Annotated in this window: 9 protein-coding genes; all 9 read left to right on the top strand. The window is 39.3% G+C overall.

All coding sequences use genetic code 11. The features are described 5' to 3' along the window. The first annotated feature begins 85 nt into the window (after nt 1–85). The 9 genes from rapA (at nt 86) to ABD009_RS11770 (ending at nt 14,368) form a co-directional block, all read left to right on the top strand. The gene (gene rapA / locus ABD009_RS11810) at nt 86–2,962 is read left to right on the top strand and encodes an RNA polymerase-associated protein RapA (RefSeq protein WP_343825643.1); all 2,877 of its coding nucleotides are present in this window, start codon (nt 86–88) and stop codon (nt 2,960–2,962) included. 112 nt (nt 2,963–3,074) lie between these two features. After that, complete coding sequence (gene rluA, locus ABD009_RS11805) at nt 3,075–3,743, top strand: bifunctional tRNA pseudouridine(32) synthase/23S rRNA pseudouridine(746) synthase RluA (RefSeq protein WP_343825641.1); 669 nt, start codon at nt 3,075–3,077, stop codon at nt 3,741–3,743. Nucleotides 3,744–3,852: 109 nt separating this feature from the next. Further along, complete coding sequence (locus ABD009_RS11800; protein WP_343825639.1) at nt 3,853–5,553, top strand: DUF4856 domain-containing protein; 1,701 nt, start codon at nt 3,853–3,855, stop codon at nt 5,551–5,553. 94 nt (nt 5,554–5,647) lie between these two features. Then, nucleotides 5,648–6,928, top strand: a complete 1,281-nt coding sequence (locus ABD009_RS11795; RefSeq protein WP_343825637.1) for an imelysin family protein — start codon at nt 5,648–5,650, stop codon at nt 6,926–6,928. Further along, nucleotides 6,928–9,231, top strand: a complete 2,304-nt coding sequence (locus ABD009_RS11790) for a TonB-dependent receptor family protein (protein ID WP_343825635.1) — start codon at nt 6,928–6,930, stop codon at nt 9,229–9,231. Before ABD009_RS11795 ends, ABD009_RS11790 begins: the two co-directional genes overlap by 1 nt. Nucleotides 9,232–9,246: 15 nt before the next feature. After that, nucleotides 9,247–10,188: a sterol desaturase family protein gene (locus tag ABD009_RS11785; RefSeq protein WP_343825633.1), complete on the top strand. Its 942-nt coding sequence runs from the start codon at nt 9,247–9,249 to the stop codon at nt 10,186–10,188. Nucleotides 10,189–10,335: 147 nt separating this feature from the next. After that, complete coding sequence (locus ABD009_RS11780) at nt 10,336–11,097, top strand: sporulation protein (protein ID WP_343825630.1); 762 nt, start codon at nt 10,336–10,338, stop codon at nt 11,095–11,097. A 151-nt stretch (nt 11,098–11,248) separates the two neighbouring features. After that, nucleotides 11,249–13,249, top strand: a complete 2,001-nt coding sequence (locus ABD009_RS11775; protein WP_343825628.1) for a methyl-accepting chemotaxis protein — start codon at nt 11,249–11,251, stop codon at nt 13,247–13,249. A 276-nt stretch (nt 13,250–13,525) separates the two neighbouring features. Next, a complete protein-coding gene (locus tag ABD009_RS11770; protein WP_343825626.1) occupies nt 13,526–14,368 on the top strand; it encodes a tetratricopeptide repeat protein in 843 nt (280 codons plus the stop codon). Nucleotides 14,369–14,393: the final 25 nt, after the last annotated feature.

Here is a 14,393-nt window from a genome sequence, read left to right as displayed (position 1 = left end):
GATTTTTTGAATTTAACAACGATTTTTGACGCAGAAGGGAGTAGACTACGCGCCTTTTTTTCGGCTTTTAACCATTGGAGATTATATGAGTTTTTCGATAGGCCAGCGTTGGGTTAGCCAAGCTGAGTTTGATTTAGGATTAGGTACCGTTATCAAGGTTGATAATAGATTTGTGCAGGTCCTATTTTCGGGTGCCGAAGAAACTCGTCAGTATGCCATAGATCAAGCGCCTTTAATGCGTGTTGAATACTCTGTTGGCGATACGATTACCAGTATGGAAGGTTTTGAGTTTAAGGTTTCGGACGTTGAAACCGTGGGTGAGACTTTGGTTTATCATGGCCAAAGAATTGATAATGAAGAAGTGGTTAGCGTTAAAGAAATAATGTTGGACCACCACGTTAAGTTAAACAACCCAGAATCACGTTTATTTACTGGCGCATACGACCGAAAACACTGGTTTAGCTTGCGATTGGAAGCTCATCAGAAAAAAGCGGAATTAGAAACTTTCTCTTTGCATGGCTTGTTAGGTGCTCGAGTAAGCCTTATTCCCCATCAGCTTTATATTGCAGATACCGTTGGTAAGCGTTTTGCACCAAGAGTTTTGTTATCCGATGAAGTTGGTTTAGGTAAAACGATAGAGGCGGGTCTTATAATCCACCAGCAGCTTATTTCAGGGCGCGCGTCTCGAGTGTTAATTGTATTACCTGAAAGTCTTCAGCATCAGTGGCTTGTTGAAATGTTACGACGTTTTAATTTGAAGTTTGCCTTATTTGATGACCAACGCTGTGAAGCGGAAGCCGAATCTGATCCAACAAAAAACGTATTTGAAAATGAGCAACTTGTTTTTGTTAGTCAAGAATGGTTGTCTCGAAGTGGCAAATGGCAGTCAACACTAACAGGCACCAACTGGGACCTTGTTGTAGTTGATGAAGCACACCACATCTCTCCACCAGAAAACGACAACAATGATGACGCAGCTAATGCGTTATATGAGCATATCCAAGAAATTGGCCAAGCGACAAAAGGTCTAATTCTTCTAACCGCAACACCAGACCAATTAGGCCATTACGGTCACTTTACTCGTTTGCAACTTTTAGACCCTAATCGATTTCATGATTACGCGACTTATCAAAAAGAAGAACTTGAGTACAAAGCCGTTGCCGATATAGCGAATAAATTACTTGAGCAACAAGAGTTAACTAACAAAGAAGTAGAATCGTTATCTGTATTACTTGATGACGAAAGTAGTTTAGCTTCTATTAGTCAATACCAATCAGAGCAAGACAAGGCTCAAATAGCCAACCGTTTAATTACAGACTTACTAGATAGACACGGGACTGGGCGCATAATGTTCCGCAATAGCCGCCAAGGAATAAAGGGATTCCCGGAACGTAAAGTGACATCATACCCACTGCCTCGACCAGAATTGTTTGCTCCTGGGATTGAGCTGCTTGGTATGCACCCTGAACTTCGCCATAAACCTAACTCTGAAAGTCTTTCTACTTGGTCACAGGTCGATCCGCGAGTGAAGTGGCTTTGTGAGCTTTTAATTGCTAACAAAGATGAAAAGGTATTGGTTATTTGCGCCCATGCCAACACGGCTATGCAATTAGATGATGCGTTATTTGAGCAAGAAGGTTTACGTTCTACGGTTTTCCATGAAGGAATGACAATTGTAGAGCGAGATAAAGCGGCTGCCTATTTTGCTGATGAAGAAAAAAGTGCACAAGCACTAGTATGTTCAGAAATTGGTTCAGAAGGCCGAAACTTCCAATTTGCTCACCACTTAGTATTGTTTGACTTACCAGCCAACCCAGACTTATTGGAGCAAAGAATCGGTCGATTAGACCGTATAGGTCAAACTGAAACAGTGAAGATTCATGTGCCATATATTGAAGGCAGTGCAGCAGAGAACTTATTTAAGTTTTATCACAACGCGTTTAACGCTTTTGAGCAAACAAGTACCACTGCACGAGTTGTTTTTGAGCAAAACCTAAATGCTATTCAACAAACGGTTTTGAACTCTCAAGATGATGAAGTCTTACAGGACCTAATTAACCAATGCGAAGTAGCAAACCAAGCCCTTAAGTTAGAAGTGGAACAAGGCCGAGACCGTTTACTTGAAATTAACTCTAGCGGTGGTGAGCGAGCAACAGAAATTTGCGAAACCATTGATGAGATAGATGATAGTACCGAGCTCATGTCATTCATGACGCAGATTTGGGATCACTTTGGTGTTAACACTGAAGAGAAGTCTGCTTATAGCTTTATACTTAAACCTGGCGAACACATGATGACGGAGCATTTCCCTGCTCTTCAGAATGACGGAATGACAGTTTGTTTTGAGCGAGATACTGCACTTTCGCAAGAAGACCAGCACTTCTTAAGCTGGGAACACCCAATGACAACAGGCGTACTTGATATGTTAACCAGTTCTGACTTGGGTAATACATCGGTATGTTTACTAAAGAATAAGAAGTTGCCAGCCGGTACATACTTCTTAGAGCTTAACTTTTTGATTACCACTAACGCACCTCGTAACTTGCAATTACACCGCTACTTACCGAATACACCGGTAAGAATGATGCTAGATAAAAATGGTAATGACTTAGCTCCTAAAGTAAAACAAGGCTCAATGGATGCAAGTTTAAAGAACGTTAAGAAAACCATGGCTACGCAGCTTATTGGCGCATTAAAGCCAGAAGTTATTAAGCTTTTGGAAATCGCGAATACCAATGTTCAACCTCAAGTTGATAGCATTGTAAAAGCAGCAAAAGAAAAGCTAATTGCAGATCGTCAAAGCGAACTTGATCGTATGCGAGCGTTACAGGCAATTAACCCTAGTATTCGAGACGAAGAAATTGAGTTTTTAGAGCTGCAACTAGAGCACAGCGTTGCAGAAATTGACTCAGCCCAGGTTCAATTAGACGCAATTAGACTATTGGTTGCAGACAACAGTTAATATTGAGTTGTATAAAACATAGCGGTATTTAGGATTTAATTTGTTAAGGCAATTATCCTAACCAATAAAATGGGGTAAACTTAGGTTTATCCCATTTTTATATTGATTCCTTGTGGCCATATTACATTACCAACCTCCAACATCCCCATATTTAGACATTCTTTATCAAGATGAAGATATTGTTGTGCTTAATAAACCTAGTGGTTTGCTTAGTGTTCCAGGCCGTAAAAAAGATCACTTCGACTCTCTAATGAGTCGCGTTCAGGCCGTATGGCCTTTATCCTGTGTAGTTCACCGTTTAGACATGATGACCTCAGGTGTAATGGTAATGTCGATGCACATTAACGCGACGCGTCATTTAAATAGACAGTTTGCGGAGCGCACAACAGGAAAGTACTACATTGCGGTGGTTGACGGTCACTTAAAAGAAGATAATGGACATATAGACTTTCCACTAATTGTTGATTGGCCAAATCGCCCAAAACAAAAGGTGTGTTACGAAACCGGCAAAGCGAGCATGACATATTATGAGGTACTTAACCGATACGACATTAATGGCCATGCTGTTACTCGTGTAAAATTAACGCCTATCACAGGCCGCAGTCATCAGCTCCGTGTTCATATGCAGCAGTTAGGTCACCCTATCATAGGTGATAGGCTGTACGCTCCAGATAATATTGTGGCTCTTGCCGACAGACTCAACTTGCATGCAGAGCAATTGCAGATACAGCACCCAAAAACAGAAGAATGGCTAACCTTTTACAAAAAGTGTGACTTTTAGATAATTATTTCTAAATTTCAAGTAAATGCGATTGATTCGCATTTAACTTTAGACTATAGTTCACCCAAATAATGATAACAATTCTCATTAACATTACGTGGGTGTTTAAATGTTTAAAAAATCAATTCTTAGTCTTGTTGTAATTGCAGCAACTCAGTTAACGGCATGTTCATCTAGCGACAGCGATAAAAATGAAGCGCCAACCAATATAACTATCTCTAGCAATAGCGTTATTGAAAACAGCCTAGGTGCTGAAGTTGGTACTCTATCCGCGACTGATGTAAACAACTCTGATACTTTTACATTCACCACATCAAGCCAATCGTTTGTAATTGATGGCAATACTCTATCCTTATCACCTGATTTCGCCGTTGATTTTGAGTTCGCGACTTCTATTGATGTTGAAGTTACCGTTACAGACTCTGGCAACTTATCTTTTACCAAAACACTAACTATTGATATTGAAGACGTGCTTGACGTATACGCATTTACAAACAAGTTAAGTAATGAAGATAGTGTTTCATATTCAGGCCAAGTAGCTCGTCACGTGTTAATCGCAGAACTGAATAACTATATTGACTCTGGCTTACAAAACGATATTGATAATTTAGATGTGACAACTAAAGCACAAGCAATGACTGCTTTAAACTCATATTACAAAACAACTGACGAAGAATATGCAGTTTACAGCGACAGAGCTCTTACACTAAGCATTAATGGCGAAGCTGAGCAGAAACTACTTTCTGATATATCTGGCAGTACAAAAGACTTATCAGGAAAAATTGCCGGTAACGATGCAACAGGTCAACATAAAGACTGGAGCACAGAGTTTTACGCATTTGGAGAAAAGGGCAGCCAAACTCCTGAAGAGCTTATTCAATTTTTCTTCGAAAAAGTCGCTGAGAATGCAGAAATCGCAGCCTCTGGTGCAACTCGTGAAGACATTAATGGCGACGTTATTACTAAAGTTTACCTTAGTGAAAACGGACTAGACTACAAACAATTAATTCAAAAAACGCTATTAGGAGCGGTTGCCTATTCGCAAGGTACAGATGATTATCTTGACGCAAATGTTGACAACAAAGGCTTAAATACTAGTAACGAAATGTTGGTTGACGGTAAAAGCTATACAAACTTAGAACATCAATATGATGAAGGTTTTGGTTACTTTGGTGCAGCACGTGATTACCTGAGCTATACAGATGAAGAAATCGCAAGCAAAGGTGGACGTGACAATTACCAAGGCATGTACGATACAGATACAAGCGGTATGATTGATTTAAATTCAGAATATAATTTTGGTCATTCACAAAACGCAGCAAAACGTGATCTTGGTACTGCTTCCAACTCAATGCCTAGCGACTTTACTGAAGCCGCAATGCAAGCCTTTTTACAAGGCCGCGCACTAATTAATGAAAATGTTGGTGCTGAGTTAACTGATGCTCAAATGGCTTCACTTATAGAGTTCCGTGACGAGGCCGTTGCTAATTGGGAATATGCTATTGCAGCAACCGTTGTGCACTATGTAAATGACGTTCTAGCTGATTATGCTGACTTAGGCACTGAAGATTTTAACTATGCAGATTTAGCAAAACATTGGTCTGAACTAAAAGGCTTTGCTATCAGCCTTCAGTTTAACCCGCATAAAAAGTTAACTGATGCCCAATACACTAAAATTAATGAACTTTTACAAGACGCTCCCGTACTATCAGGTGACGGCGTTGTTCAATATTTATTAGATTTAGCTGAAGTTAGGCTTGTACTTCAACAAGCTTATGAATTTAATGCAGAAAATACTACTAGTTGGTAATAACTGCCATTAGAATAATAAGGCTGACATTTGTCGGCCTTTTTGCGTTTTTAAAGATTAAAACAATTACATCTTGTAATGGGGTTCAACTTAAATGAATACAAATTTAAAGCATGTTAAGCAAGTAATTCTCATAGCATGCACTCTTTCAATTACTGCAGCGTGTAGCGATTCGCAAGACAGTACGTCTGGAGCAGGATTTAGTGGTGCACAATCAGGTTCAGGGAGTACCAACACTACATTTGATAAACAACAAATGGTTAATGATTTGGTTGATCACGTTTATTTACCTGCAATTGAAGATGTTTTAGTAAACGCTCAGAATCAACTAGTCGCGGTTGAATCTTATTGTGAAGCGTTACAAGCGAATCAGGCAGAAGACGCCACTCTAAAAACGACAGCGCAAGAAGCATGGAAAAACACCATGTACAGCTGGCAACAAGTAGAAATGATGCAAGTTGGCCCTGTGGGTACTGATGAGAGTTATTTGCGAAACCAAATCTACTCGTGGCCTGTTGATAGCCAATGCGCTGTTGATTTAGATGTTAGTTATTTTGAAAACGGCAACGTCTCAGGCAGTCCTTACGACATTAAAAACAGAACCGCTAACCGCAAAGGCCTAGACGCCTTGGAGCACTTACTATTTACAGAGTCATTAGCGCATAGCTGTAAAACCGATAGCCTCGGGCCAAAAGGTTGGAATGATAGACCTGAACTTGAACGCAAAGTTGCACGTTGTAAGTTTGCTACCGAAGTTGCATCAGATTTAGTTGCAACTGCTGGTGAGCTAAGTTCAGCTTGGAGTAGTGAAAACGGAAGCAACACTATTATTGATTTTGAAACGAGTTTAAAAACAGCAAATGACTCAAACAGCAATTCTAGTTTTGAGAATATTGATGCTGCTATTAACCATTTAACCGATGGGCTGTTTTATTTAGATACTATTACTAAGGACGCTAAACTAGGTTCGCCAATTGGGCTTATAACAAATAGCTGTGGCACATCAACCTGCCTAAACGACATAGAGTCAAACATTAGCAAGCACTCACTTGCAAATGTACAATCTAACTTAGAAGCCATGCTGTTAATTTTCCAAGGAAGCGACCCTGCGACTCAACTTGCATTTGACGATTACTTGACTGCTGTTGACGCCGAATCATTAGCTAATGAAATGCGTGCCGATATTACCGCTGCTATCGCCGCAATAGAGTCTTTTGAGACTGAAGGTAGCTTTGCCGACGCCGTGCAAAATAACCCAGCAAGAGTGCAAGAGCTTTACGCTCAAACTAAAAAAGTCACTGATAATTTAAAGTCTGCCTTTATCGTATTTTTATCACTACAACTGCCAAGCTCATCTGCAGGAGACGCTGATTAATGAAAAATCAAGCTATGAAATCACTGATCACCTTAAGTGTTTTGTCCGCTTTAAGTATTGCCTCTTCTCCAGTTTTGGCTAATCAAAGTGAAACAAATAATGAAGCGCCAAACAGCGCAGAGAAATCAAAAAACATTGAACACATTCAAATAATTGGCCGAGACAACAAGCTGCGTAAAGAGTCTGGTTCTGCCACCTTGCTTGATGAGCTTATTTTAGAAAAGTACGAATATGACGACATCCATCGTGTGTTGGCTAATGTCCCTGGTGTAAATATTCGTCAAGAAGACGGTTACGGATTAAGACCTAACATTGGGTTTAGGGGTGTGACGCCTGAGCGCTCTAAAAAAATCAATATTCTTGAAGACGGCGTATTAATTGGTCCAGCGCCCTACTCTGCGCCAGCGGCATATTACTTCCCAACGGTTGCTCGAATGACATCTGTAGAAGTAGTAAAAGGGCCTGCGGCTATAAAATTTGGACCGAATACCGTAGCTGGCACCTTAAATATGACAACGCGTGCTGTACCTGACAGCTTTGAGGGTCAAGTCGAAGTTGGACTAGGCTCTAACGGTTATAAAAAGCTCCACGGACATGTTGGTAACTCAGTATCGTTAGATAGCGGTAACCTTGGTTTTGTTATTGAAGCCTTGCATACACAAGCGGATGGTTTTAAGGACGTCGACTTCGTTGAAAACAGCCTTTTTGAAAAAGATACTGGCTTTGATAAAAATGACGTGATGGCCAAAGTTGTTTTTGATCATCAAATTAGCTTATTTAACACAAACCTTGAGCAGTCTTTTGAGCTTAAGTTAGCCGCCGCAGATGAAGTTTCAAATGAGACTTACATGGGCTTAACGGATACTGACTTTAAAGAGAGTCCATATCGTCGTTACGCTGCTAGCCAAGTGGGCAATATGGATTGGGATCACGAACAAGTCCAATTCACTCATCGCCTATCCAATGATAGTTTTAACGTAACCACGCGTTTGTATAACAATACTTTTGAGCGTGCTTGGCGCAAAGTGAATGGTTTTAATCAAATAGGCAATGGTGCCATTGATCGTACGTTGCAGGAAATTGTTGCCAATCCAAATACAGAAGTTAACCAAAACTACTATCAAGTGCTAACAGGACAAAAAAACTCTGAAGAAATTTATGAGCAAATTGTTGTAGGGACTAATGACCGTTCTTATTATTCAAAGGGTTTACAGAGTGATTTAAAACTATCATTTGAACTGGCCGGTTTTGAAAATCTCATTAGCACTGGAATTCGATTCCATAAAGATAGAATTGATCGTGATCATTTTGAGCAAAACTATCTGATGCTAGATAGTGTGATGACACCAGATCAAATTGGCACCAAATTCACTACCGTTGATTATGAAGAAACAGAAGCGGTGTCTATTTATCTAGCGGATACAATTCAAATTGATGATCTGAATATCACCATAGGCGGGCGCGGTGAAATTATTGACAGCCGTTATCAAAATGAAGCCGAAGGAAAAAATACCGATTGGCAAGAAAAAGAGTCTAAAACTTGGCTTTACAGTGCATCTGCGTTTTACACATTAACCTCTGAACTTGGTATTTTTGGTGGCGTTCATGAGGGGTTTGTACCTACAAGCCCTAAGCAAAATGCTGAGATTAAACCAGAGAGTAGTGTGAACTATGAGCTTGGCTTAAGATACAACGATCAAAAGACACAACTTGAAACCGTTCTATTTTTTAATGATTTCGATAACTTAAAAGAAAGCTGTTCTTTTTCTACCTCAGCGTCTTGTACTAACACAGCCAAGTTAGACCAAGAGTATAACGGTGGTGAGGTTGATGTTACTGGTCTTGAGTTTAACTTACAGCGTCGTGAAACCTTAACCTCTGAATTAGACTTGCCATGGTCCGTTACCTATACACGAACACATTCAGAGTTTAAATCTGATTTTGCTTCTGACTTTGAGTTGTGGGGTGATGTAACCGCTGGTGATTCAGTACCTTATTTACCAGAAGATCAATTGACGGTTAACTTAGGTTTAGAAAGCAACGACTGGCAACTAAACTTACTAGTTAAATATGTAGGCAGTATGCCGGAAGCGGCTGGTGACAATGTCGCGTTATCTGGTTTAGAAACTGACAGTTATACAGTTATCGACTTATCTGCAAACTATTATATTAATGCCAACCATACGGTTTACTTTAAAGTCGATAATATTACCGACAAAGTTGCGTTAGTTAGTAGGCGACCATTTGGCGCTAGACCAAGTAAACCTCAACAAGCGTTTGTTGGTTATAAATATAATTTTTAGTAAGTAATATCTAAAATGCTAATAGAAGTGTTTAATGAATTGAACAACGTTTTGTCACTCTTGTGGCAAGACGCCAACGTTCATTTGCTTAGCCCTAATAAAAGGCTTTATTGGGGTTATTTAGTATCAACATTTGTATTAGTTTTTTTAGTCTACCGCACAGAATACAAAAAAACGGGAGTGTGGAATTGGCGCAAGTCATTTGGTCGGGAAGTGCTTTTTCACCCCTCATCAATTCTAGATAGTAAAATTTGGTTTATAAACCTACTGATAAAAGCATGGATAATCACGCCGCTGCTATTTGCTGTTGCTCCTGTTGCGATTGCAACTCATAAAACCTTAACTGCAGTCTTTGGCGAAATCACTATTGCCACACCAGAGTGGGTTGTACTTACTAGTTTCACAGCCTTCCTATTTGTATTAGATGACCTCACACGATTTCTTTTACATGCACTAATGCATAAGGTTCCGTTTTTATGGCGTTTCCATAGGCTACACCACAGTGCTGAAGTGATGACCCCTTTAACCGTTTATCGGACTCATCCTATAGAAAGCTTTTTATATGCCTCACGACTTTTATTAGTTAACGCAATCACAATAGGTTTAGGCGTGTACTTATTTAAATCGAAATTGAGTTTTTACGATATTGCAGGTGCGAATGTTGCGGTATTTATATTTAACATGCTTGGGGCAAATTTAAGACATTCTCAAGTTTGGTTGTGTTGGAATAAACGGATAGAAAAATGGTTTATTTCACCAGCTCAGCATCAAATACACCATAGTCAGGCAACGCCTCATATCGATAAAAACTTTGGCACTGCATTGGCTATATGGGATCGCATGGCGGGTACTTTAATTACTAGCAATACCACAACACAAGACCTTACATTTGGCATAAAGGGCACAAAGTTACGAAGTGTTATGCAAGCTTATTTAAGCCCTTTTGATAGAGACTAACCCTTTCCTTTAGACCCTTTCCTTTAGACCCTTTCCTTTAGACCCTTTCCTTTAAACACTTATCTTGTAACAAAATATAACGCTACTTGAATCTTTCGCTAAATACCTTATATATAAAATAATCATAAGGATAGTTAGGGCTTAAATATGTTTAAAAAATTATTAGCGAGTGTCGGTATTGGTAGCGCTAAAGTGGATACGTTCATTTTATCTGATCAACTTAATCCAGGAGGTGAATGCAACTTAAGAGTTGTTATTCAAGCGAGTGATTCCGTTGAGCAAGATATTAATGGTTTAGAGTTAGCGCTATGCACCAGTGCTAAGTCGGAAAAGGACTTGGGCGATAGCGAAATTAAAGTTAACGAGACCGTTATTTTAAGTCGTTGGGCGATGACTCCACAGGAGCTCGGTCTAAGTAATTCAATTTTAGAGGCTGGCCAAACAATAGAATATGATCTGACTATTTCTCTTCATCCGGAAACCCCAGTTACCGCTGTTGCCAACAGCCTGTCTAAAGTTTGGATCGCCACAGGGCTAGATATTGATAAAGGTTTAGATAGTTCCGATAAGGACTATTTAGACATTCACCCTACCTCTTTTCAAAAACACGCTGTAGAAGCCATGTACGAGCTAGGTTATAAAATCTTAAAAGTGGATGTTGAAAAGGGCTACCTACGTGGTAACGGGTTTCAGTCGAGCATTAACTGCTACCAAGAGTTTGAATTTAAACGTCAAGCTGGGCTATTTTCAAGTAGCGAAGCCGAGCTTAGTTTTGTAAACCTAGATGGTGCTGTAGGTATCTTAGTTGAGAAAGATAGATTCCTAGGTGGTGATGCCTACTTTAGTGAAATTTTGCCAAATAGCGCTAATTATCAACAAATAAAATCCAAATTGGAGCAATGGCTCTAATTTTAAATTTAGTATATACCAATATTAAACAAAGGCTTACTAACTGGTAGGCCTTTTTTTTATATAAAGTTTTGTGCATTTTATCTACATACGGTACATTAGATTCGAAAGGAATAATAATAATAAAACTTACGTAGTTAGGTAGTAAAATATGCGCTTTATAAACCAATCTATTGCTCGTCAATTGGTCTTTTGGACCGTTCTTCCATTATTTATCTTGTCTATAATTGTTGGTACAAACCATGTTTTCAGTGTCAAAGAAGATACTGTTAAGCGGGTTGAGTCCGGCATTGGCAACATCGTAGAAAGTAATGCGATGGAAATAAAAAGTTTCTTCGAAGCCAAAGGCCAAGTTATTCATAGTGTTTTTGCTAGTCCTCAAGTACTGGACTGGTTTAGCAATTATAATGATCGCGGTGGCGACTTAAGCTCTGATGAAGGGCATCGTGAGATTACCCGATACTTTAAGTATTTTTCTGACCAAGACCCTACGATAAAAAGCATCTTTTTTGGTTCAGGCAATACCTTTGAATACTTTGACCTCGATGGTCGACACAACGATTTAAATTACTACACAAGCAAGCGGCCTTGGTGGGGTGAAGCTCAACAAAAAGGTTCTCTGTACGTTTCTGATCCTGCCGTCGATGCCAATGATGGTTCTATTAGCGCCACTGTAAAAACCCCACTTTATGACAGTAAACGAAAGCTTATTGGTATAGCTGGCATGGATATTTTGGTTACAACCATTGGTGAAGAGCTACTAAGCAAAATAAAGTATGAAGGCGAAGGTTTTGCGTTTTTAGTCACAGATGAAGGTAAGCTGGTTTATTTCCCAAGCTTTAGTGAAGATTTTCCCCCAGGTTCACTTATTCAAGATGTAGATGATAATTTTAGAAGTGCTGAAGGCTTTGATGACTTTTCAAAGCTAGTAACAAAAAGATCAAAAGGTAAATCGTCTGTTACCTGGAATAACACACCGCACACGGTTTTATATACCTCTATTGAAAGTGACTACCCAAAAATGAGGTGGAGACTTGGCTTTGTAGTGCCAGACACTGTCATTGATGAACCTGTAAATGACGCCATTGCTAAAAATACAGCCTGGGTTGTAATAACAATGCTAGTGGTTTGTGCATTAGTTTATGCAGCAACAAAACCAATTATTAAACCAATTAAAAATCTTGTATCTGCGATGAAAGACATCTCACGAGGTGACGGCGATTTAACAAAACGAATTGACGACTCTAGACACGATGAAATTGGTACATTAGCAGCAGAGTTCAACGGCTTTATCAGCAAAATTCAGTTGTTAGTTAAAGAGTCCATCGAGATTTCACATCACGTGCATGATAGGTCGGCGCAAGTAGAAGAAACTTCAACTGAGATCATAAGACTAGTTGATAAAGAAAAGTCTGAAATTGTTCAAGTAGCTAGTGCTTCGGAAGAGCTGGCGTACACCAGTGAACAAATGGCAAAAAACACGTCCCAAGCGATGACACACGCTGCACTTGCCGAAGAACAAGTGGTGAATGGAGCTAAAGTCGTTAACAGCGCTATTATCGATATCACAGCCTTGTCTAAAAATGTATTGGGCGCAGCCGATGTGGTAAGAAACCTAAGACAAGATTCAGAGAACGTAGGTGAAGTACTAGATGTTATTCGCACTATCGCAGAACAAACTAACTTACTTGCACTAAATGCGGCCATTGAAGCAGCTAGAGCCGGCGAGCAAGGCAGAGGTTTTGCGGTTGTAGCTGATGAAGTCAGAACATTAGCGAGTCGGACTCAAGAATCTACCGCTAATATTCAAAACATTATTGAAGGTCTTCGTAGTAGTGCGTCGCAGGCTGAGAGTGTTATGGAAGAAAGTCGTGACTACGCTCAACGAAGCATCAGTCAAACTCAAAAGATTGAAGAGACGTTACGAGAAATTACCACTGCGATTCATGAGATACAGCAACAAACTGAATCAATCTCTCAGGCTAGTACAGAACAGACTGCAACTGCACATTCCGTATCTAAAAACGTTGGACACTTGAAGTCATTAGCGGATGATTCTGTTACAGAAACCCAAGGCGCTACGGACTCTATTAATGCCATGATTGTTGCGGCAGACCAACTTTCAAGAGTAATGGGGCAATTCAAAGTATAAAAACTAAATATAAAACACTAAAAAGCCAGCCTTGCTGGCCTTTTCTTTAAATTCAGTAAATTCAAGATCTTAGCCTCACACTTACTACTAAACTCTAGTTTTTTAGAAACACGCTCTCATTATCGTCCTTGATTTGAAAAAACATAATAGTATTATCAACTTTATTAAATAACTTGCCACACAACGAGTTAAAAGAGAGTTTTAGTGAACTTTGTCCGTTTAGCGTTAATAAGCAGTTTTCTGTGCATATGTTCGCTCAAAGTATCTGCAAGTAACATGTTCAAAAACTTTGAGCATTGTTCTGTGCCATCAAAAGAATGTCTAGCTGAAGCAAATCAGAAAATAGCGCGCTCCACACCTTACACTTTGCCTTGGTTCAATTTAAAACTTTTACAGATTGAGTCATTAATAAGCATAAAGGAATTTACAGCTGCAGAAAAAGCAATTACGGCTATAAAAATAGAGAACACGCCTCCGCTATTCTCAAGTTACCTTACGATATATAAAGCTAAGGTTTTAATAGTTAGTGAACGACGCAGCCAAGCATTAAAGTTAATAGAAGAAGCAAAGTTGAACCTTATTGAAATTAACAACTCTTTTTATGCCCCACTTCGAAGCATTCGTATCGCCAATCTTTTGTTAGATCTTAAAAGATATGATGAGTCATTGAGTATTCTATTGTCACTAGAAAGGCGTTTTAAAAATAGTAAAGATGATCATTTTAAGTTAGAGCTATATGGTAATCTTGGACACTTATACAGGCAAACTGGTGATCATCAGCAGTCTTTAGCCGCTTACCTTTCTGCCCTGCCCTATGCTAAGGCACTCCGTCATAACCAACAAATAATGGTAATTTACGGGCATATTGGACAAGCATATGTCTACTTGGATAATCCGCAGAACGCTGAATTGATGTTAAAAAAAGCGCTAGATTACGCGCTATTGGATGGCCACGATATAACTATTACAACCTCAAGGTTGCATTTAGCTAATTTTTATTTCAATCAAAAAAACAAACAGAAGACTAAAAATGTGATGAGTCTTATCAACCCTTCCCACTTAAACGATTATCAAGTTAATACATGGAATCAATTAAAGGCTTACACTTCTCACGAGTAACTAAAAAATATAAAATTTAGAATAT

It is taken from the genome of Psychrosphaera haliotis (genome assembly GCF_039523615.1).
Taxonomy (GTDB): Bacteria; Pseudomonadota; Gammaproteobacteria; order Enterobacterales; family Alteromonadaceae; genus Psychrosphaera; species Psychrosphaera haliotis.
Note: the sequence above shows the minus strand (reverse complement) of the source record. Positions and strands in the feature narration are given on the sequence as shown.

Coding starts and splice junctions, on each gene's coding strand:
- rapA (WP_343825643.1), top strand. CDS start 86: ATGAGTTTTTCGATAGGCCAGCGTTGGGTTAGCCAAGCTGAGTTTGAT.
- ABD009_RS11800 (WP_343825639.1), top strand. CDS start 3,853: ATGTTTAAAAAATCAATTCTTAGTCTTGTTGTAATTGCAGCAACTCAG.
- ABD009_RS11795 (WP_343825637.1), top strand. CDS start 5,648: ATGAATACAAATTTAAAGCATGTTAAGCAAGTAATTCTCATAGCATGC.
- ABD009_RS11790 (WP_343825635.1), top strand. CDS start 6,928: ATGAAAAATCAAGCTATGAAATCACTGATCACCTTAAGTGTTTTGTCC.
- ABD009_RS11785 (WP_343825633.1), top strand. CDS start 9,247: ATGCTAATAGAAGTGTTTAATGAATTGAACAACGTTTTGTCACTCTTG.
- ABD009_RS11780 (WP_343825630.1), top strand. CDS start 10,336: ATGTTTAAAAAATTATTAGCGAGTGTCGGTATTGGTAGCGCTAAAGTG.
- ABD009_RS11775 (WP_343825628.1), top strand. CDS start 11,249: ATGCGCTTTATAAACCAATCTATTGCTCGTCAATTGGTCTTTTGGACC.
- ABD009_RS11770 (WP_343825626.1), top strand. CDS start 13,526: ATGTTCAAAAACTTTGAGCATTGTTCTGTGCCATCAAAAGAATGTCTA.